Raw genomic sequence first — 20,333 nt, forward strand, 5'->3', positions numbered from 1 at the left:
CCCTATGAATGCACCAGGAATAATCGACTCGTTACTTGGCCCCTGCCGGAACTGCCTCGCCCTCATGCGCCTGCTCCTTTGGATGCGAAGCGCGCAGCGTGACAATGATCGCAAAACTGACGACCGCGTAGAACACCACCGTGATGCCGGTGATATACCAAGCCGAATAGGCCAGGGTCGGCGTGAACGATTCGGCCGTAAAGTCAGGCAGCAGGTTGTACGTATGGAAATACTTCCGCAGGAGCGAGCGAACGGCGCCCATCAGACCCATGGTCCAAATCGCGCTGAAGGCCAGGAAGATCAAGACAAACTGGGAGGCATAGTCGATCTTACCCCAGACAATCGTGCCCTGCGTGACAGCCCGGTTGTAGATGATGTAGTTGACGACGGTGACGAACACCAGCGTAAAGGCCGCAGAGTTCTTCGCCGGCATCAAAGCCAGGAAGTTCCAATCGGACGGAAGCTCCAGTTCAGCAACCAGCTTGGCCCCGGTCGGCACGAACCCGTGCGGGGTCATCCAGATCGCATTTCCCACGACAACCATCAAGAAGCCGATCTTAATGACGGTTCTCGACGAGACCGTGATGGGGATGAAGCGTCCGAGGACCGCCGGCGCCAGCAACATCGGCAACAGGAACATCAGCGATTTGGGATCAGGCGCCGGATAATCGGTCAGAACCTTGGTCATGACCAGCGGCAGAGCCACCATCACGATGGGCGCGAGGATCGTCATGCGAACCTTCTCCACCCCTTCGATCCGCTTCATGCTGAGCCAGATATAGTAGTTACTGGCCAGGAAGATCAGCCCGATCATCGCCCCCTGCATCTCAAAGAACATCGAGAGCTGGTCGGCCATCATGTACGGGCAAATGGACGCGTCGTAGTCGCAGAGCTCGTAGGCCAGCAAGTAGCCCATGAACGGGAGGAAGAGCAACGCGCCGACTCCGATCATGTTTCCAACAAAGCCCATCCAGTCGTAATACGAGCGCTCTTCGTCCTTGGTCGAGCCCATATACATATAGGCGGCGATCAACCCGGCCACGAATCCACCGAACGTTACATTCCCCACCAGGCGATGGAGATTCAGCGGCATCCAGCTGTAATTGAACATCTTGTCCCAGATCGTCGCCGTCGCCAAGAATTCCGCCGGCGATACACCCTCGGCCTTGACCGGGGTATTCATGAACGACGTCGGACCGTCAATGACGAACAAGGTAATCGACCCGATCAGGTTCAACAGCACACCCAGGGCAATATGGCGCGCCTTCTTGTTCCCCTTCCACGCATCCCAGGTATAAAAATACAAGTAGAGGACAATGGTCTCGCCGATGAACAGCAGTGGATAGATGACGGCGAAGACCATGAAGAAGTGGTTGATCAACCAGGTCGTGAACTGCGGATAGGTCGCCAGCAAGACAAATATGAAGAGACCGCCGGTCAAGGCCGTCATACTGTAGAGGATGACAGTAACCTTGGTGACTTCCTTTGCCAGCCGGTCATAGCGGGGATCCTGCTTGCGGTAGCCCAGCCACTCCGAGATCACGACGAAGATCGGAGCGCCGAGAATGAATCCCGCAAACAGGATATGGAGCTGAGCGACGATCCAGACCGCTGTCCGATTCCCGGTGTACGGGAATTCCACCGAGGGCGTACCCGGTGCCTGTGCATAGGCCGCCCCGCCGAACAGCGCCAGAAGCGCAAAGAGAACCATGAGACTGCGCTGCCATGTTTTCATGATGCCTCGCCGCTCCTCCTAACTAGATTAATCCGACTTACTTTCCAGCTTCCGGGGCTGCAGGAGCCGCCGCCGCATCTGCCGCCGGGGCTGCCGCCGCAGGCGCCGCCGCCACACTGGCCGCATCGACCCACGACTTCTTGCCCTCATCCCAGCCCTTGCCGGCCAAGCCGAAGCTGCGCTCAAACAACACGAGCTTCCAACGGTCTTCGTCGGACAACTTGCTCTTCCAGGCCTTCATCTTGGTGTTGGGCACGCCCTCGGAAATACGCCAGAACCAGACAGAGTCCGAATACAATTTCATACGGTCAGTGACACGGAAATCACGGGCACCTGCCTTGACAGGCTTGCCGTCCTTGCCGTGGCAGCTGGCGCAGTTGACGTCCGGATTGGTCTCGCCGATAAACAGCTTCCGGCCTTCCTCAAGCTTCGCCGCATCCGTCCACCAGCCGGCAGGCATATGCTTGTCCGCATATTCCGCGGGCGCAGGAGGAGGAGGAACGACCGGTCCTTCGCCACCGCCCTCACCGCCGCCGCAACCGGCAATCGCCAATCCCATTCCCAACGCCAACATCAAATGCCATGAAGCTTTCATATCAATTCACCACTCCTTTCCTTCCGCCCATCGTTCTTTTCAATGTCGCGTATGCGCAGTAAAAAGACAGAAAAAAAGACGCTCCCGCAGAGGATTACCGTCCCCTCGACAAAAGCGCCACCATGCATTCGCCACAATACATCACAGCTTTGCCACACCCCTGCTAACGCGCATCGAACCGGCCACACTGCCCACCCGCAACCGGATCGCCTGGCTATTTCCTTCTCTTTCCCTGCCCCTTCTCCAGCCTAGCCCCTCGTTTTCGCCGGGACTTGATCACTTTCATCCCGACAAAGAGACCGACGATTCCAGCCACCACGCCCAACCCCACCAACAACCCTACCGGAGGAGCCGATCGATCATGCACACATCCAGACCCAAAATTGACCTGAACTTTTCGTTCGCTCTCAAGATCCTTCGGATCAAACTGAATCTTGAGATTCTGCTGCTCTCCCTTGGCCTCTACGAGAAGCGGATCACCAAGATTGTCATTATGCAGGTGAAACGCCGCCCGATAGTACCCATCCTCACCCGTCGTAACAGTCTGCCCGTACGATATTCTCGTGTCCTTAACCAGGACCTCGACGTTTGCGCTTGGCTTCCCGTCGGCCCCGCACACAAAGCCTTCGACCGTAAACCGGTGGTCCGCTTCATGCGTCGCATAGAGAATGGCAGGCTGAACCAGGAAGGCACCGATACCGACTATTGCGGCAGCAACACTCCACCGAGAGCCGGATTGCCTGATCTGTTTCCACTCCACTCGTCTGCGCCAATCCCCTCATTGCATCGCACACATCAGCTTGTCCTGTCATACATTGCGGACACAGGCCCTCAGCTGATTTTAAGGCCGACTCTTCTACCATAGCCCCTATGCCTTGTCAATTACAGGACGAAGAGAATAATGCGTCTGGATATAGGAATTCCGTCTGCGGGAGCCCCATCGGCGCCACAGAGAATGGCAAGAGGGGAAAGAGAGTCACGAGAATGCGATGCACAGGAGAAAAGAGGAGCAGGAACGAGGAGGGAGCTACAGATACCCGCGCGCTTTGGCGTCGGCGGCCACTCGATCCGCTTCCGCCTTGCGCTCCGACTCTTTTTTGGCCACCCACGTTTCCCAGGATTTCCCCGACGCCGTATCCTCGCCGGAGAACGCCACCATTTCAACGTCCTCATAGCGAATGCGCCGAGTCCCGGCGCCGTCGGCTGGAAAGAGGTCGAAGGTAGAATCCGCCCCTTTCACCTCGCGATTGTAGAGATACCCGCACACCTGCTCGCCGGACTTGAGCGCAACCGTGATATCGCCGCGATAATCAAACGCCAACTCGATCGCATCACCCGTTTCTTTGAATGAGCGCGGATTGAACCGGCGCCCCTGCAGAGGGCCCGATCCAATGGGTTCGCCATGAGTCTTGGTATCTGTCATGATCCGTATCCTCGAAGCACCTACCGGCTCGTCGGCAGGAGCGTCAACTTCACCGTTCGGCTGAATCCGGACATCGTCCCAAAGGTATCCTCCACGGCGGAGGCCTCATACCCGCAATGCACCATGCAGTCCGCGCACTTCTCATTGCGGCCCGTGCCGTAGTTGTCCCACTCGGTCAGCTCCATAAGCTCGCGAAACGTGTTGGTGTAGCCCTCCTGCAGCAAGTAGCAGGGCTTTTGCCAGCCAAACACGTTATAAGTCGGGTTGCCCCAGGGCGTGCACTGGTAATCGCGATTCCCCATCAGAAAATCGAGGAACAGGGGCGATTGATTGAACTGCCAGCCGCGCTTGGGGCTGCCAAGAATCTTGGAGAACAGCTCTCGCGTGCGTTCACGCTTCAAGAAGTGCTGCTGATCCGGCGCCTTCTGATAGCTGTACCCGGGAGAGATCATCATCCCTTCGACCCCCAGCGCCATCATCTCGTCGAAAAATTTCCGCACCCGCTCGGGGTTGGCATCATCGAACAATGTCGTATTCGTCGTCACGCGATGCCCGCGCTTCAAGGCCGCCTTGATCGCCTTGACCGCCACCTCATACACCCCGTCGCGGCAGACGGCCAGATCATGCTCATCGCGCAACCCGTCCATATGGACGCTGAACGTCAAAAACTCGGAGGGGGTGTACTCATCAAGCTTGCGCTCCATCAGAATGGCATTCGTGCAGAGATAGACATAGCGCTTCTGTGCAACCAGCCCCTCAACGATCTTGGCCATCTGCGGATGGATCAGCGGTTCACCGCCGGGGATGCTGACAATCGGCGCGCCGCATTCCTCCGCCGCCGCCCAGCACTGCTCAGGCGTCAAATGCTTATCGAGGATATGATCGGGGTATTGAATCTTCCCGCAACCGGCGCAGGCCAAGTTGCAGCGAAACAGCGGCTCCAGCATCAGAACCAGCGGATAACGCTTCACCCCTTTGAACTTCTGAGTGAGCACATACTTCGAGACTGTATACATCTGGGAAAGCGGTACGGCCATTCCCCTCTCCTTCCGATGAGATTGTATCGTGAGCGGCTATGTGGAGTAGCCGGAGTTGGAAGCATCTAACAATTCGGCAAAGTCTAACATCTGGCTTGAACCCCGTCAATTTTCCATTACTGAGAAGAACGGCGCTCAAACGATGCGCCGCGTTCGACACGCATCGCCACGGGGGCAAGAGGGATCTGATTGGAGGCGCCGAGCGGGTTCGAACCGCTGCATCGCAGTTTTGCAGACTGCTCCCTTACCACTTGGGTACGGCGCCTCACGAAGGGGGCATTATAGTCTGGCCAATGGGCGGGAGGCTAGTGGCGAGAAGAAAAACTTACCGTTTATTTGAGAGGACGGGAATTTCTCTGCCGAGCGTGGACGGCTGACCGGACTCAGGCACGAGCGGCTCCCAGCCTTCTTCATGTGCTTGGGCGATGGCCTCTCCGTTGCCTTCCGCTTCTTTTTCCTTGGCCAGCTGCTCGACTTCCTGAATCAACGTCTCCATCAATTCTTCCATCGGCACTTTCCTGACCAGCTTTCCTTTTTTGAAGAGAATGCCCTTCCCTTCGCCGCCGGCGATGCCGATATCCGCTTCTTTCCCTTCGCCGATCCCGTTCACGACACAGCCCAACACGGACACGTTGAGCGGCGTCTTGATATGGCCCAGCTTCTTTTCCAGCTCGTTCGCCATGCGGACCACGTCGATTTCCACCCGTCCACAGGTCGGACAGGCGATGACATTGATGCCCCGATGGCGCAGCTCCAGCGATTTCAGAATCTCGAATCCGACCTTGACCTCTTCCACCGGATCCGCCGCGAGCGAGACCCGCAATGTGTCGCCGATGCCCTGCGAGAGCAGATAGCCGAGTCCGATGGACGACTTGACGGCACCGGTCATTGCGGTGCCGGCTTCGGTAATCCCGATATGCAACGGATAATCGGATTGATGGGCAAAGAGCCAGTAGGCATCGATCGCATGGTGCACATCGGACGCCTTGAGCGACACCTTCATATTGGTGAAGCCGACATCTTCCAGTGAATGGACGGCGTTCAGCGCCGATTCCGCAAGGGCCTCGGGCGACGGCCAGCCGTACTTGTCGAGCAAATGGCGTTCTAACGAGCCGCCGTTCACGCCCACACGCAAAGGAATTCCCCGCTCATTGACCGCCTTGATGACTTCTTCGACCTTCCACCAGGCGCCAATGTTTCCGGGATTGATGCGCACGCAATCCACGATTTCCGCCGACTGAAGCGCGAGCCGGTGGTCGAAGTGGATATCGGCAATCAACGGCACCGTCATCGCCGCCTTGATCTTCGGCAAGGCCTTCGCGGCATCTTCGTCCGGCACGGCGACACGAATAATTTCACACCCGGCGGTTTCCAGCTGGCGGATCTGCTCGATCGTGGCCGCCACGTCGCGCGTGTCGGTCGAACACATCGATTGCACGGACACCGGCGCATCACCGCCGACTTTGACCGTGCCCACGGTAATCTGCCGGGTTTTTCTCCTGCTGATATGCATGGCTCTATATAGGTCTCCCGTTGAACGGGTTAGGTGTTCTCTTAGCTGCCCTGTTCGTCGCCGTGCGGAAGATGATCCACCACAGACCCGACACTGAACCGGTCGCGCTTCACAGCCGGCGCCTTCCCGATGAGCTCCTTCACGCTTTGATAGATTCCCTCGGCGGTCAGGCCATACCGTTCGCGCAGCAAATCCTGCGGCCCCTGCTCAATGTACCAATCCGGCAATCCCAGCACCTTTGTCGTCACGTCGGTCACGCCGGCATCGGACAGGGACTCCAAGACGGCTGAGCCGAACCCGCCCATCTTGCAGCCCTCTTCCACAGTCACCACGTACCGGACCCGCTTGGCGACATCGGCAATCAACTCATGATCAAGCGGTTTCACAAAGCGGGCATTCACGACAGCCGTCGAGACACCTTCCTTCTCCAGCCGCTCGGCCGCCTGCATCGCTTGCCAGACGGACACCCCGATCGCGACGATCGCCACCTCCGACCCATCCTTCAGCAATTCGCCCTTCCCAACCGGAAGCGCCGTCGGCGCCGCATCCATCGGCACCCCAAGGGTAATGCCACGCGGATAGCGGAGCGACACCGGCCCCTCATGCTGCAAACAGGTCTTCATCATATGCTGCAATTCATTTTCATCCTTCGGAGCCATCACGGTCATATTCGGCGCATGGCGCAGGAACGCGTAGTCGAATGCGCCGTGATGCGTGGTGCCATCCTCCGCCACCAGGCCGCCCCGATCGATGCAGAACACGACCGGCAAATTCTGGGTGGCGACATCATGCACGACCTGGTCGTAGGCTCGCTGCAGGAACGTCGAATACATGGCAACGACAGGCTTCAATCCTTGCGTGGCAAGCCCGGCAGCGAAGGTCACCGCATGCTGCTCGGCAATCCCTACGTCATAAATGCGATCAGGAAATTCTTTCTCAAACGCCGTGAGGCCGGTCCCTTCACACATGGCGGCGGTGATCGCCACCACCCGCTTGTCTTCGCGGGCCAGCTTCGTCAGGGACTCCATCGCAATCTGCGTGTAGGACGGACGCACCGCCTTCTTCGCCGGCACGCCGGTTTCGCGCACAAAGGGCGGACAGGCATGGAACCACACCGGGTTCTTCATGGCCGGCTCATAGCCCAGGCCTTTTTTCGTAATGACATGGAGGAGCACCGGCCCCTTCATCTTGAGCACGTTCTCCAGCGTGGGGAGCAGATGCTCGAAATTGTGGCCGTCGATAGGGCCGCTGTATTGGAAACCCAATTCTTCGAAGAGCAATCCCGGCAAAATCGCGCCCTTGGCAAGCTCCTCTGCGCGCCGCGCCAGCTTCTGCATGTCCGGTCCGATATGCGGAATCTTCCCGAGCAACTGGCCCGTTTCCTCACGCACCTTTCCGTAAAACTCGCCGGTGATAGTCCGGCTCAGATAGGCTGAAATCGCCCCGACATTTTTGGAGATCGACATCTGATTGTCGTTCAGGATCACCAGAAAGTCTTTCCCGAGGCCGCCCGCATGGTGCAAACCTTCGAGCGTCATCCCGGCGGTCATCGCGCCATCGCCGACGACACAGACCACTTTATGTTTCTGGCCCAACTGCTCACGGGCGGCCACCATGCCGAACGCCGCCGACACGCCGGTCCCGGCATGACCGGCATTGAACGTATCGTATTCGCTCTCTTCCCGCTTGGTGAAACCGCTGAGCCCGCCGTATTGCCGCAGGGTATGGAATTGCTCCCGGCGAGAGGTCAGGAGTTTGTGCGTATAGGCCTGATTGCTGGTATCCCAGACGATCTTGTCGGTCGGCGTTTTCAGGAGATAGTGCAGCGCCACCGTCAGCTCGACGACGCCCAGATTTGAAGCCAAATGCCCGCCGACGCTCGCGACAGTACTGATAATCTGCTCGCGAATCTCTTCACACAACGCCGGAAACTGGCTTGGCGATACCCGCTTGAGATCGGCAGGACTTTGGATGGTTTTTAAGATCGACATAGGAGTGTCTCCCTATATTGTCACTTCACAAACTCAATGATTTCAATGGAACTCTGCCTAGAGAGGGATGGTCCTTCGATTGCGTAGATTGACCACCATACTTTTTTAAGTCTCACACACACATCTTTTGATGTCAAGCACTTCGGCTCCACGCTCTCACTTCAAGGCCTCGCCGCCGCCCAGCAGGCCCTACGATCCAAACTGATAGGTCACCAGAGTCGACAACGTAAAGTCAGCCGCACTGCCGACAATAAAATCCAGGTTCTCCACTCCATACACCTGCCACAAGAGATGGGGCTTGAGCCGATAGCTAAACCCCAACACGGCCTCGGTCACGCCTTTATCAAGCACACTGGTTCCCGTGCCATGCAACGGCGACGAGAAATAGTCGAAATGCGCGGTCAGCGAGAAGTCCTTGGACCAGAGATACTCAACGGCCACCAGGGCTGACACCACCGGCTGCAACGAATACCCCGCGATCCTCCCTGTCGGCAGCACGCCATTCACATTGCCATACACCATCCAGTCGCGCGCCACACGCTTCTCCATCGCCAGCCCCACACCGTAATCAGGACTTCCGCTCCCCAAGAAATGGGGCTCATCACCGGTGGGAATCTTGATCGCCGTCCGCAAGGAGACCGCAGGAACCGACTCGGTTTCGGTCAGCAGTTGATACTTTCCCATCACCGACGCATCGCCCAAGCCCACGACGCCCTCTTTCCCGCTCATCACCGTTCGGCCGCCGGACCTCACGCTAAACTGGTATCCCGCATCCTTCAGCGCGCGCCGATCCGGCGCGAGACCGGTCGTCCCCCGCTCGACGGCTTGAATCATGCCATCCATAATGCCCCGATAGCGAAACAACAGAGGAACTTCGGCTGCCAGCTCCAGGCGTTCCGTTACTCCATAACGAAGAAACACCCCCGACCGGAGGCTTTCAAACTTCATCGCCACCGAGGTCTGCGGAGTCGTATCGGAAAAGACGTTGGCGGTATTGGCCAGTTCGATCCGAAGATCCAGCTCGCCAGCCTTGAGCACCGAGGCCCGATCACCAGGCAGCCCGAGCACCAATTGATGGATGGGTTGGAAATTGCGGACAGGGAATGGACCAAACCCCTCAGCGGCGGCTCTCTGTGATACCATCCCACTGCAGAGTACAAGACCCAGAACAACCGCCCAACGGCATCCACGCCCTACCATCAGGCACCACCTCGCCATCCCTTTAATAGGGGAAATCGAGCCCGGCGAAAATCGCGCCGCCTTCACGACTGAATCCATAATCAAGACGCCCCACCACATTCGGACGAACAATCCCCCGAATCCCGAGACCCGGCGTGACCCGATAATCTTTAAAGCTGACGTCCTTAAAATCTCCGAACACTTGCCCGGTATCGACAAACGGGGCCACTTCGAAATCGGCCATCACGCCGGCCAGTCTCGTCCTGGCAAGATGAATTCGTTCCTCAACGCTGAAGGCCACCAGGTGCTTGTCGATAAAGCGATCGACGCCGAATCCACGCAAACTATTCTGGCCACCCAGCGAACTCTGCTCGAAAAACGGCACCTGGGTGCCGATCGTCGCCTGCAAGTCCGCCCGCACCACCAGGATGGCCCGCTTCGATTCGCTGGGGAACAGCTGCTTCACCTCCAGCTCGTAGCGTGAATAAACGGGATGATCGCCGTTCCGGATATTCTGATTCAACTCCGCATAAGCCGTCACCGCCATTCCGTCCGTCGGCGTGACCAGATTGTTGCGCGTGTCATAATGAAAACTCGCCCGATGGCCGATAATGATGGACTCCCCTTTGACGCCATCGACCCCGCCGAACCGATCGACAGTAAAAGGCAGATCCGTCGCCCCACGCTGCAACTGCACATCGCGAAATCGCTGCGCCACTGCAATCTGGGTCACTTCGTTGGCGTAAATCCCAAACCGCCAATTGGCGCGGAACTCTCGCGCCGTATAGTTGCTTTCATTCCCTTCGAGAGAATCCTGCCCCATGCCGAAGAAGCGGGAAGTGGCATTCTTGAAAAACGACCCGCCGAATTGGAGGAAATACCGCCCGTTACTGAACGCAGGATCCGTGTAGGAAAAGACCAGCTTGCGCTCGATCTTCTCCGTGAACGATCCGATGAAGCGCGTTTCGCGCCCTCCGGGCTCATACCGGAAGAGATTAAATACCCCCCGCGTCCCGACGATCGAATTCCGGATGACCATCGGCGCCATCAGATACTTCAGCTCGCCGTCCGGATCCGTCACCAGAATCGGCATGATCAGGCCTGCGTCGCTGCCGTCGTTGCGCGTGGTGGACACAGAAGGGACCGGAAAGACTTGTGTGTCCGCCCGGGCAGAAGCAAGGCTTACAACCCCGCTTCCGGCACAGAGACAGCCGATAACAATGAAGATACGACGCAGGGCCGACATGAACGTGGTGCCTGGATGGGCTTACGGAGCTTTCAGCTTGTCAGATTTCTTCCGGAGCTGCTCGACGAGATCCTGATAGGACGAGGCGCGAATGATCTTGGTAAACTGGCCTCGGTAGTTGCTCACGAGACTGACCCCGTCAACCACCACATCATAGACCCGCCATTCCGGGCCTCGATTCACCAAGCGATAGTCGAGCGGAATTTCCGTCTTGCCGGACAAAATCTTTGTCCGGACTTCCGCATATTCTTTTTCCGTCCGTTCATTCAGATATTGCACCCCTTCGCCGGAATAGGTCTCGACTTTTTCCGCATACGAATTGGTCAGCAGTGTTCGGAACAGCCCGACAAATTCCTGCTTCTCCTGATCCGACAACGTATTCCACGGAGCCCCCAGAGCCCGGCGGGACATTTCCTGATAGTCAAACCGATCGGCCACGGCTTTCTCCAAGAGAGCCCGGCGTTCGTCCGCCTTTGCCGGCTGCTTCAATTCCTTGTCGCGAATGATCCGAAGCACCTCGTCGATCGTGACCTTCATCGAATCCGTCGGCGGACCGGCATGCACAACCGATGCGCTCAGCCAGGACGACACCAGCAGAACCCCGGCCAGTGCCACCACCATCCCAATCCCCGATCGATTCACTCGTGCACCCATCATCCAATCCCCCTCGCTCATGCGGTCCCTCATGAGACTCCCTGAGATGCCCCGAATACCATCAGTTCACCTTCCCGTGCACATACTGGCTGACCAATTCTTCCAGGTCGAGACCGGATTCGGTATCGCGAATCACATCGCCGGGCTTCAGCGGATCGCCGCCGCCGCCGGGGGACAGCGAGAGAAACTTCTCGCCGATGATCCCCCGCGTCTTGATCGACGCGATGGTGTCCGTGTACAGCTTCACACCGTTCGCGACAGCCAGCGTCACCACGGCGCGATCTTCCTTCAGCGTAATGCCCCGCACCCGTCCGACTTCCACCCCGGCAATCTCGATCGTCGCCCCGGATTTCAAGCCGGACGCCGAATTGAATTGCGCCGCGACTTCATACAGATCCCCGCCGATCACCTCTAGCTTGCCGAGCTTAATCGAGAGATAGCCCAAGCACAAGATCCCCGCCAGGACAAATGCCCCGACCATGAGTTCTAATTTGGAATTCTCCATTACAGGACTCCCTTTACAGACCGGCTGACACACCGGACACCACGGCCGGCTCCCCGACCGAGATAAACTCCTTGACCTCAGGATCAGTCGTCCGCAGAAACTCTGCGGCAGGCGCCATCGCCGCAATGCGCCCGCGCTTCAACATCGCGACATAATCTGAAATCCCAAAAATCTCGGGGATTTCATGGCTGACCATCACTGCGGTAAAACCGAAGGTCCGCTGGGTGCTGGTAATGAGTTCATGAATGGACTTGGCCATGAGCGGGTCCAAGCCCGTCGTCGGTTCGTCGAACAGCACAATCTCCGGCCGCATCACGAGGGCGCGCGCCAGGCCGGCGCGTTTTCGCATGCCTCCGCTGAGCTCGGCGGGAAACTTATGCCCCATGCCGGCCAGGCCGACCTGCTCCAGCATGCCGTTCACCCGCGTGGCGACCTCGGGGCCCTTCATCCTCAACTTTTCCTTCAGCGGGAAGGCCACATTGTCGAACACCGTCATCGAATCGAAGAGCGCCGCGCCCTGGAACAACATCGCAAACCGCTTCCGCACTTCATTGAGCGGCTGGCCGTGAAGGCGGGAGATATCGACGTCGCCAACCCACACCTGGCCTTCATCCGGCTGAAGCAGGCCGATCATGTGCTTCAGCAGCACACTCTTGCCCTCCCCGCTCGGACCGATAATGGTCGTCAGCTTCCCGGAAGGGATCGTCAAATCAACGCCCTGCAATACCGGCTGACCGCCCAGCCGCTTCTTGACGCCCACCAGTCTGAGCATGATTACAGCAACACCGATGTGAGAAAGTAGTCCCATACCAGGATGAGCACGGAAGACAGGACCACCGCTTCCGTCGTGGCCGTTCCCAACCCCTCGGCGCTCATGCGCGTATAGAACCCCTTGTAACAACAGACCCAGCTCACGATCAGCCCGAAGCTGATCGATTTGAGGATGCCCCCGTACACATCCTTCCATTCCACGGCGGACTCAATCGACGTCCAATAGGATCCGGCATTCACGCCGAGAAGATCCACCCCGACCAAATAGCCGCCGTAAATTCCGACCACGTCGAAAATCGCCACCAAGAGCGGCACGCCGATCAAGCCCGCCACCAGCTTGGGCGCGATGAGGTATTGCAGCGGATTGATGGCCATCGTATCGAGCGCGTCGATTTGCTCGGTAATCCGCATGATGCCGATTTCAGCCGTCATGGCCGACCCCGCCCGAGCCGTCACCATGAGTGCGGCGAGCACGGGCCCGAGTTCGCGTATCATGCTCAAGGCCACGGCAGATCCCAGCAGCCCCTCGGAGCCGAATTTGCGCAGCGTGTAATACCCCTGCAGCGCGAGCACCATCCCGGTAAATCCAGCCGTCAACACGACGACGAAGGTCGATTTGTACCCAATGAAATGGAGTTGTTTGATGTACTGCATGAGCCGCAGGGGCGGCCGCGCGAGCCAGCCGAACGAGGACAGCAGAAAAATGAGCATGCGGCCCATTTCCCGCACATATCTCACCACCGGTCGCCCAATGTACTGCAACATGGTCATCGCACCGCCCGTGTGTGTGAATCCGGCCTCTCCGCGAAAAATGCCTCGAACGCGCCGCCCAACAGCCTCGTGAGATTCCGCGCCGCGAGTGCGCTCTGCCGCCGAAGCCGCAACAGTCCCGACAGACTCTCCACGGGATGAGCCAGCACCGCGCCGATCCCCCTGAGCCACCCAGTGGGCCTGAGAAACAGATTGAAGTCAAGCGGAAGCTCTTCTTCCAACAGATCAGACACCGTTCGCACGATCACAAAAGGGACCTGGGCCACACCGGCTTCACAAGCCAATGCCGCACTTTCCATATCCAGCCCAACCGCGCCGGTCCGTTGAGCCAGCGCCCCCTTGTCAGAGGCCCGCCCCACGATACGATCGACCGACACGAATCGGCCCTCCCTACAGCGTGAGCCTTGCCTGAACTCACCGATCGCCGCGTAAAAACGGTCCCGTTCAGCCCCGGGGACCTCGCAGTAATCCGGCAGACCGGCGTTCGCGGAATCGATCATGGCCACAGCCGTCCCCATCAAGACATCGCCGATCTCCGCCGCCGTCAACGCGCAGGCAAAACCGGTTGACAGGCTCACGGAAAAAGCCTGCCGCTGAAATAACGCCCGGGCGCCGGCGCCGGCCTTCTGCGGCCCGACGCCCGTTTGCAGCACCCAGCACTCTCCGCGCCCCACTTCGGCGACATACAGCGGCTTCCCCGCACAGGTCTCGGTTCGCCCATGAGGCAAGGCCGCCCGCACCGCGGCCAACTCCCAGACCGTCGCCACAAAGATCGCGATACGCGGACAGGATCCAGGATGCAGAGGAATGCGGGCGGGCGAAGGAGGCTTGTCCGTCAACGCTCAAACCGATAGGCCCCGGTCGCGTCCACCTGCTGGCGAACTTCATCGGCCCGCATGTGGCCCCGGGAACGAATGTTGCGGTACATCGCCAGTGCCCATAAGGGAAAATATTGGCAGTACCAGTGATACCGAAGATAAAACACCCTGGGGAATCCGGTGCCGGTGTGCGCCACTTCTTCCCAGGAGCCGTCCTTGAGCTGATGCCGCAGGAGAAATTGCACTCCGCGTGCGACGCTGAAGGAGTCCGTGACATCGGCCGACATCAAAGCCATCAAGGCCCACGCCGTTTGCGACGGCGTGCTCTCCCCTTTCCCGCTGTGCGCATCCTCGGCGTAAGACAGGCACGATTCGCCCCAGCCGCCATCGGGATTTTGCTTCGACTCCAGCCAGGACACGGCCCGGCGAATGTAGGGGGCAGAGACATCTTCTCCGATCGCGCGAAGCCCCGCGAGCACCGACCAGGTCCCATAGATATAGTTGACCCCCCACCGGCCAAACCAACTGCCGTCCGCTTCCTGCTCTTTTTTCAAAAACGCCAGCGCCGGCTGGACGGCGGGATGCGTCCGGTCATAGCCCAAGGCCGCCAGCATTTCCAAGCAGCGCCCGGCGAGATCCGCCGTACTCGGATCCAGCAAGGCCTTATGGTCGGCAAACGGGATGTAGTTGAAGACAACCCGGTTATTGTCCTTGTCATAGGCGCCCCAGCCGCCGTCGGAACTCTGCATCGCCAAGACCCATTGCATGCCACGGCGAATCGATTCCCGCTGTTCGGCCGGTTGCGGCATCTTCAGCTTGGAGAGCGCCATCAGCACGACGGCCGAATCGTCCACGTCCGGATACAACTCGTTTTCAAACTGGAAATACCATCCGCCCGGCTCCGTATGGGACGAGGAAATCGTCCAGTCCCCGACGGTCTTCGTCTGCCGGGACATGAGATAGGCTCCGGCCTTGACCAACGCGGGATGATCCTGCGGCAGGCCCGCCTCGATCAACGCGTTCGTCAGCAACGCCGTGTCCCAAATCGGTGAAAAGCAGGGCTGCAGATGAAGCGTCGATACCCGCTCGCCGTCAACCGTGCCCGTCTCATGCACCTCAAGGTCCTCGATCTCACGCAGGGCTTTCTGCACGAGGGGATCGTCCATTTCGTAGCCCAGACAGCGCAGCGCCATCACGGAATTCGCCATCGCGGGATAAATCGCGCCCAGTCCGCCGCTGCCTTTCAAATGTTCCAGCATCCATGTGGCCGCCTTGTGCATCGCCTTCTCGCGCAGCCACATGAGCGGCATGCGGTCATAGAGCTTCAGCACCACGTCCAGCATGACAAAGAGGTTGTGGGGCGTGAACCAATCCTGGTCCTTATTGAAGGGCGGATACTTCCAAAACCGAATTTGAGCGCGCGGAACGGCATAAAGCTCGTCGATGCCCTGCTCGGAAGGGATGCGGCACACCGGCTGATGGGCAAACACGATCAGCAACGGGATCAGCACGGCGCGCGACCAATAGGAAATCGCGTAAATACTGAAATAGAACCGCTTCGGCAGCAGCATCAGTTCGACCGGCATGTGGGGCACGCCTTCCCAGTCGTACTGATCGAACAGCGCGAGCGCGATTTTCGTAAAGACGTTGGCCTGCACCACGCCGCCCATCGCAAGAATGCGATCGCGGGCGCGGAGCATGAACGGCTCTGAGGCCGGGATGCCACTCAACTTGAGCGCGAAATAGGCCTTCACCGAGGCGCTGATATCAGCCGGCCCCCCATAGTAGATCGGCCAGCCGCCATCCGGAAGCTGCATCGACCGCAGATACCGAACAGCCTTCTCCTGGCGAACCGGATCGACGCAGTCGAGAAACCGCCGGAGCATCACATACTCCGAGGTCAACGTCGTATCAGCCTCCAGTTCCGCGACCCAATAGCCTTCAACGGGATGCTGCTTCGAAAGAAACCAGGTCTGGCTTCGGCGGATCGCATCGTCAATGGTATCCGGCTGGCTCATCGTATGGCTCGCGGGCCGGCGCGGCGTGGAATCGACAGCGGACGCTTGAGCCGCTTTGTCGGAGACTAATCGAAGCGGCGGCGCGGATGCAGGTTCGGCCGACGAAGCCGTCTTTCCTGGAATAGAGGAGAGGAAACTGTCGGAGAGTCTGGCAAAGAGTGCGCGAAAGAGCTTCATTGATTTCTATATGGACCTAATGAGATGGACAGAGAGACGACGTGGCGCAAGACACAGTCACACGAGCATCAACGCCACACGATTGGAGAGCAGCCCATCGATGGGCTTATAACAGACGCCCCTACATGAGTCAAGCGACGGAGGATGAAACTCCTCTGGAATATTCGTGCGTTACGACCCGCTTACGCCAGCTGTAAATCGCCTAGCCGCACCGACACCACTTTCGACACGCCGGGCTCTTCCATCGTCACGCCGAACAAGGAATCGGCGATCGACATGGTCCGCTTGTTGTGCGTGATCACCAGAAATTGCGCAGTCTGCGCCATGTTTCTCAAGACGCTGGTAAAACGTCCGATGTTTTCCTCGTCGAGCGGCGCATCGATTTCGTCCAGCAGACAGAACGGCGTCGGCCTGATCAAGAAACTGGCGAACAAGAGGGCCATCGCTGTGAGCGTCTTTTCACCGCCGGACAGCATGGTAATGCTCTTGAGCCGCTTCCCCGGAGGCTGCGCGACAATGTCCACACCCGGATCCTGGTTTCCTCCGCCTTCACCGTTTTCCCCGGCCGGCTCCTCGACCAGCTGCAGCTCCGCCCGGCCGCCGGGAAAGAACTGGCCAAAGACTTCGGTGAACTTCTGCTGCAGCTCCGTGAAGGTCGTCGCGAACATATCCTTCGTCGTATGGTTGATCCGCTGAATAATCTCTTTGAGCGAGCTGATGGAATTGGACAGATCCTGCTCTTGCGTCGAAAGGAACGTGTAGCGCTGATCGAGCTCCTGATGCTCGCTGATCGCTGCCAAATTGATCGGCCCCATGCGATCGAGCCGGTCGCGCAACTTCTGAAGCTGCTCTTTCAGCTCGGCATCGGGCGACTGGGCCAGCGGATTGGATGGAGCCGCCTCCTCTCCGGCCTCCGGCAGCTCCGCCGGCACGGGAACCTCACCGGTCAGCATGGCGGGGTCGAGTTGATAGGTGCCGGACAAGGTGCCTTCGACCGTGCTCAACTGGGTCCGCAATTCCGCCCGCCGCACTTCGACGGCCATCCGGGCATCCCGCACCGACGACATCGTACGGCGAACCTCGTCAAGACTGGCTTCAAGCGCCTGGCTCGCCGCCACATCCTGAGCCTGCTGCTCCTGCGCCGTGACCAGTTCCGTCTTGATCCGGCTGGCGGCCAGGCCAAACTCTTGGCACAAGGCTTCCTGGCGGGCCTGCTCGTCACGATTTTCCTGAATGGCCTGCACAAGCCCTTCGAGATGGTCCGCCAGCGACTGCCGGCGCTGTTCGCTTTCGACTTGCTGCTGCATCACGCGCGCCCGGTTCGCCTGTTCATGCCCCCGCTTCGAACGCAGTCCCTCGGACAATAAACGCGCCTCCGTCACCCGCTCCTGAAACGCGCGGCCTTCCTGGTCGATGGCCGCCAGCCGCTCCCGTACCCGGCCCAGGCTGGCTTCCTGGCCGGCTTTCTCACTCATCCATTGTTCAAGCTGGGCTTGGGCCGAACGTGCGTCCTGTTCAAACCGCTGATGGTCGGCGGTCCCCTTGTGAATGTCCGCCTCGATGCCCGCCAGCTTCAGATCCAGATCGGCAAGAACGCCCCGCAAGCGTTCTTCGTCTTTTTGCAGCGAGAGATTCTGCATTTCCGTCTCGCGCAGCGAGTCCGCCAACTGCTTCGCCTGCTGGCCAAGCTCTTGCCCCAGCACCTGCAACTCGATCCGGCGCTGTTTTTCCTGCTCCAGCAACGCGGTGAATTCCGTCCGCTTGGTTTCCAGGCTGACGACTTCCCGCCGCCGCTCCAACAACCCCTGCCCATCGCGCACATGCCCGCCGCTGATCACGCCGGAGGCATCCATCACTTCGCCCGCGAGCGTGACCAAAATCGGCCCGTCCTGTCCGGCCCAGAGCTGCTGCGCCCATAACCGGACGGCGTGATCCAGCGATTCGACGATCACCACCCGGTCGAAGAGGCAATCTCTCGCGGCCACCCGAGGCGCGTCCGTCTGAATCAGATCCACCGCACGGCCGGCCACGCCAGGCTGGTTCGCCAACGCGGTCCACCAGGACCGGTCTCCGGATCCAGCGCTCTCCCAGCGGGGCTGTTGAGGAATAAACGTCCCGCGTCCGAGGGCTTTTTCCTGGAGAAAGCCGATGGCTCGCTGCGCGACCGCCGGGTCATCGACGAACCATCCGTGGACCCGCTCGCCCAACACCGCCTCCACCGCGCGATCCATCCCCGGTGGAATGACCAGCCATTCCGCAATGGCATCACGCACCCCCTCGCACGACTTGAGGGCGGTGGTCTCATCGCTGCCGGCCCGGCCATACCCCATTTCCTCAAGCACCATCCCCTGCAAGGCCTGGAGACGCGAATCGACCGCCGCCAGCTCCTCCGACCGATGGAGGATGTGGCCATCGAGCGCCCGCAGCTCTTCCGCCACACGGACAGATTCCCCCTGCACCGTCTCCTGTTGAGCACGGATGCTCACAACCATCCGGCCCGCGTCGCCATACTCCTGCCGCAACGCTTCATGGCGGGTCACGGCCATCGCGCGCTGTTCCTGTAAATGCCCTTGCTCCGTGACAAGACGAGCCCCCCGCTCCGCCACCTCATTCATCCGGGCGGTCAGCTGGGACACGCTCTGCTCGGTGTTCGCAACCAACACGGCCAGCTGCAAAATATCGCGGCGCCCGCGCTCTTCTTCCGCAACCGCGGCGGCCCGCTGCTCCAGCAAGCGCGCCATCTCCCGATCGAGTTCGGCAAACGCCGATTCCCGCTGCGCCAATTCCTCGTCGATCGCCGCCAGCGACGCCTCCAACTCGCCCAGCGCCTGGGTCAGATCGCCCTGTGCGCGAGCCAAGTCTTCCAGTTCGCCGGCTTCCTGCTGCTGCTGCTGGTCGAACAGCTGGCTCCGATTCCGCGCGACCTCCGCAGCCGTCAACGCCTGCGCCTGCTGATGCTCGATGCCCGAGAGCTCTTCGCGGATCTTGCCGATCGCATCGCTCGTCGCAATGGCCTGCATCCGGGACTGCTCCAAATCCGTCGTCAGCCGCGCCAGCCCGGCGGCCGTTTCCGCTTCCCGCTGATCGAGCGACATCACCTCGGCCTCGACCTCGCGCAGCTCATGGCGCAAGGCTCGGAACTCACGGGTGAGCAATTCGATCTCCACCCCCCGCGCTTCCTGCTGCAACGTCTGATAGGTGCGGGCCTGGCGGGCCTGCCGTTCGAGCGAATTCAGCTGCTTCTTCACTTCGGCAATGATGTCGCGCACCCGGAGAAGATTTTGCTGGGTGGCATCGAGTTTGCGGAGCGCTTCGGCCTTTTGTTTCTTATAGCGGACAATCCCGGCCGTTTCTTCGATCAGCTCCCGCCGGTCTTGCGGCGAGGCGTTCAGGATCTGATCGATCTGCCCCTGCGCGATGACCGTGTGCCCTTTGCTGCCGGCTCTGGTATCCATCAGCACGCTGCGAATATCCTTGAGGCGGCACGGTGTCTTATTGATCAGATATTCACTGTCGCCGTTGCGGTAGAGCCGGCGGGTGATCATCAGCTCTTGAAATTCGCTCAACTGGCTGGGCAACCCCGATCCGCCTTCGAGCTTCAGCGTGGTTTGATCGAGCCCCCCGATGACCAGCGACACTTCGGCCATCCCCAACGGTTTCCGCAACTCGGTGCCGTTGAAAATTACATCTTCCATTTTTTCGCTTCGCAAGGTCTTGGTGCTTTGCTCGCCGAGCACCCAGAGAATGGCATCCACGACGTTACTTTTCCCGCTGCCATTGGGCCCGACCACCGCCGTCACCCCCTCGGGGAACGCGATCCGCGACTCGGCAAACGACTTGAAACCCAACATGTCCAGCGATTTCAAATACATCGGTTCACCTTTGGTTGAGCCATCAATA

The 20,333-nt window shown here is 59.4% G+C and carries 16 protein-coding genes and 1 tRNA gene; all 17 read right to left on the minus strand.

What is annotated here, in order from left to right; all coding sequences use genetic code 11:
* Nucleotides 1-31 precede the first annotated feature (31 nt).
* The 17 genes from RI101_01655 to smc all read right to left on the minus strand — a co-directional run bounded on the left by RI101_01655 (nucleotide 32) and on the right by smc (nucleotide 20,305).
* Nucleotides 32-1,735: a cytochrome ubiquinol oxidase subunit I gene (locus RI101_01655; GenBank protein ID MEC4888739.1), complete on the minus strand. Its 1,704-nt coding sequence runs from the start codon at nucleotides 1,733-1,735 to the stop codon at nucleotides 32-34.
* Nucleotides 1,736-1,772: 37 nt separating this feature from the next.
* Complete coding sequence (locus RI101_01660; protein MEC4888740.1) at nucleotides 1,773-2,330, minus strand: c-type cytochrome; 558 nt, start codon at nucleotides 2,328-2,330, stop codon at nucleotides 1,773-1,775.
* A gap of 214 nt (nucleotides 2,331-2,544) precedes the next feature.
* Entirely contained in the window at nucleotides 2,545-3,090 is a 546-nt protein-coding gene (locus RI101_01665; GenBank protein MEC4888741.1) for a carboxypeptidase-like regulatory domain-containing protein, read from the minus strand.
* 267 nt (nucleotides 3,091-3,357) lie between these two features.
* The gene (locus RI101_01670) at nucleotides 3,358-3,753 is read right to left on the minus strand and encodes a hypothetical protein (protein ID MEC4888742.1); all 396 of its coding nucleotides are present in this window, start codon (nucleotides 3,751-3,753) and stop codon (nucleotides 3,358-3,360) included.
* 20 nt (nucleotides 3,754-3,773) lie between these two features.
* Nucleotides 3,774-4,790 carry an adenosyl-hopene transferase HpnH gene (hpnH, locus tag RI101_01675; GenBank protein ID MEC4888743.1) on the minus strand — a complete coding sequence of 339 codons (1,017 nt, stop codon included), beginning with the start codon at nucleotides 4,788-4,790 and terminating at the stop codon, nucleotides 3,774-3,776.
* 190 nt (nucleotides 4,791-4,980) lie between these two features.
* Nucleotides 4,981-5,055, minus strand: a tRNA-Cys gene (locus tag RI101_01680).
* A gap of 60 nt (nucleotides 5,056-5,115) precedes the next feature.
* Entirely contained in the window at nucleotides 5,116-6,303 is a 1,188-nt protein-coding gene (ispG, locus tag RI101_01685; GenBank protein ID MEC4888744.1) for a flavodoxin-dependent (E)-4-hydroxy-3-methylbut-2-enyl-diphosphate synthase, read from the minus strand.
* A gap of 41 nt (nucleotides 6,304-6,344) precedes the next feature.
* Complete coding sequence (gene dxs, locus RI101_01690; protein ID MEC4888745.1) at nucleotides 6,345-8,294, minus strand: 1-deoxy-D-xylulose-5-phosphate synthase; 1,950 nt, start codon at nucleotides 8,292-8,294, stop codon at nucleotides 6,345-6,347.
* A 189-nt stretch (nucleotides 8,295-8,483) separates the two neighbouring features.
* Nucleotides 8,484-9,437 (minus strand): DUF3187 family protein, encoded by a 954-nt coding sequence (locus RI101_01695; protein ID MEC4888746.1) that lies wholly within the window; start codon nucleotides 9,435-9,437, stop codon nucleotides 8,484-8,486.
* A 79-nt stretch (nucleotides 9,438-9,516) separates the two neighbouring features.
* Nucleotides 9,517-10,608, minus strand: coding sequence for a BamA/TamA family outer membrane protein (locus RI101_01700; GenBank protein MEC4888747.1), 1,092 nt, complete (start codon nucleotides 10,606-10,608; stop codon nucleotides 9,517-9,519).
* A 132-nt stretch (nucleotides 10,609-10,740) separates the two neighbouring features.
* Entirely contained in the window at nucleotides 10,741-11,406 is a 666-nt protein-coding gene (locus RI101_01705) for an ABC transporter substrate-binding protein (protein ID MEC4888748.1), read from the minus strand.
* Between the two features lie 28 nt (nucleotides 11,407-11,434).
* Nucleotides 11,435-11,878, minus strand: a complete 444-nt coding sequence (mlaD, locus tag RI101_01710; GenBank protein MEC4888749.1) for an outer membrane lipid asymmetry maintenance protein MlaD — start codon at nucleotides 11,876-11,878, stop codon at nucleotides 11,435-11,437.
* Nucleotides 11,879-11,891: 13 nt separating this feature from the next.
* Nucleotides 11,892-12,650 (minus strand): ATP-binding cassette domain-containing protein, encoded by a 759-nt coding sequence (locus tag RI101_01715; GenBank protein MEC4888750.1) that lies wholly within the window; start codon nucleotides 12,648-12,650, stop codon nucleotides 11,892-11,894.
* Nucleotides 12,651-12,652: 2 nt separating this feature from the next.
* Nucleotides 12,653-13,420, minus strand: a complete 768-nt coding sequence (locus tag RI101_01720; GenBank protein ID MEC4888751.1) for an MlaE family lipid ABC transporter permease subunit — start codon at nucleotides 13,418-13,420, stop codon at nucleotides 12,653-12,655.
* Nucleotides 13,417-14,259: a hypothetical protein gene (locus RI101_01725; protein MEC4888752.1), complete on the minus strand. Its 843-nt coding sequence runs from the start codon at nucleotides 14,257-14,259 to the stop codon at nucleotides 13,417-13,419. The genes RI101_01720 and RI101_01725 overlap by 4 nt, the downstream gene beginning before the upstream one ends.
* On the minus strand, nucleotides 14,256-16,433 hold the full coding sequence (gene shc / locus RI101_01730) for a squalene--hopene cyclase (GenBank protein MEC4888753.1): 2,178 nt from the start codon (nucleotides 16,431-16,433) through the stop codon (nucleotides 14,256-14,258). Before shc ends, RI101_01725 begins: the two co-directional genes overlap by 4 nt.
* 182 nt (nucleotides 16,434-16,615) lie before the next feature.
* Nucleotides 16,616-20,305, minus strand: a complete 3,690-nt coding sequence (gene smc / locus RI101_01735; GenBank protein ID MEC4888754.1) for a chromosome segregation protein SMC — start codon at nucleotides 20,303-20,305, stop codon at nucleotides 16,616-16,618.
* Nucleotides 20,306-20,333 lie beyond the last annotated feature (28 nt).

The sequence above is a fragment of the Nitrospira sp. genome (genome assembly GCA_035968315.1).
Taxonomy (GTDB): Bacteria; Nitrospirota; Nitrospiria; order Nitrospirales; family Nitrospiraceae; genus Nitrospira_D.

Bases quoted from the DNA above. Each gene is read 5' to 3' on its own strand.
- hpnH (MEC4888743.1), bottom strand. From the start codon at position 4,790: ATGGCCGTACCGCTTTCCCAGATGTATACAGTCTCGAAGTATGTGCTC.
- RI101_01695 (MEC4888746.1), bottom strand. From the start codon at position 9,437: ATGGTATCACAGAGAGCCGCCGCTGAGGGGTTTGGTCCATTCCCTGTC.
- RI101_01715 (MEC4888750.1), bottom strand. From the start codon at position 12,650: ATGCTCAGACTGGTGGGCGTCAAGAAGCGGCTGGGCGGTCAGCCGGTA.
- dxs (MEC4888745.1), bottom strand. From the start codon at position 8,294: ATGTCGATCTTAAAAACCATCCAAAGTCCTGCCGATCTCAAGCGGGTA.
- shc (MEC4888753.1), bottom strand. From the start codon at position 16,433: ATGAAGCTCTTTCGCGCACTCTTTGCCAGACTCTCCGACAGTTTCCTC.
- RI101_01720 (MEC4888751.1), bottom strand. From the start codon at position 13,420: ATGACCATGTTGCAGTACATTGGGCGACCGGTGGTGAGATATGTGCGG.
- mlaD (MEC4888749.1), bottom strand. From the start codon at position 11,878: ATGGAGAATTCCAAATTAGAACTCATGGTCGGGGCATTTGTCCTGGCG.
- RI101_01705 (MEC4888748.1), bottom strand. From the start codon at position 11,406: ATGAGGGACCGCATGAGCGAGGGGGATTGGATGATGGGTGCACGAGTG.
- RI101_01670 (MEC4888742.1), bottom strand. From the start codon at position 3,753: ATGACAGATACCAAGACTCATGGCGAACCCATTGGATCGGGCCCTCTG.
- RI101_01660 (MEC4888740.1), bottom strand. From the start codon at position 2,330: ATGAAAGCTTCATGGCATTTGATGTTGGCGTTGGGAATGGGATTGGCG.
- ispG (MEC4888744.1), bottom strand. From the start codon at position 6,303: ATGCATATCAGCAGGAGAAAAACCCGGCAGATTACCGTGGGCACGGTC.
- smc (MEC4888754.1), bottom strand. From the start codon at position 20,305: ATGTATTTGAAATCGCTGGACATGTTGGGTTTCAAGTCGTTTGCCGAG.
- RI101_01655 (MEC4888739.1), bottom strand. From the start codon at position 1,735: ATGAAAACATGGCAGCGCAGTCTCATGGTTCTCTTTGCGCTTCTGGCG.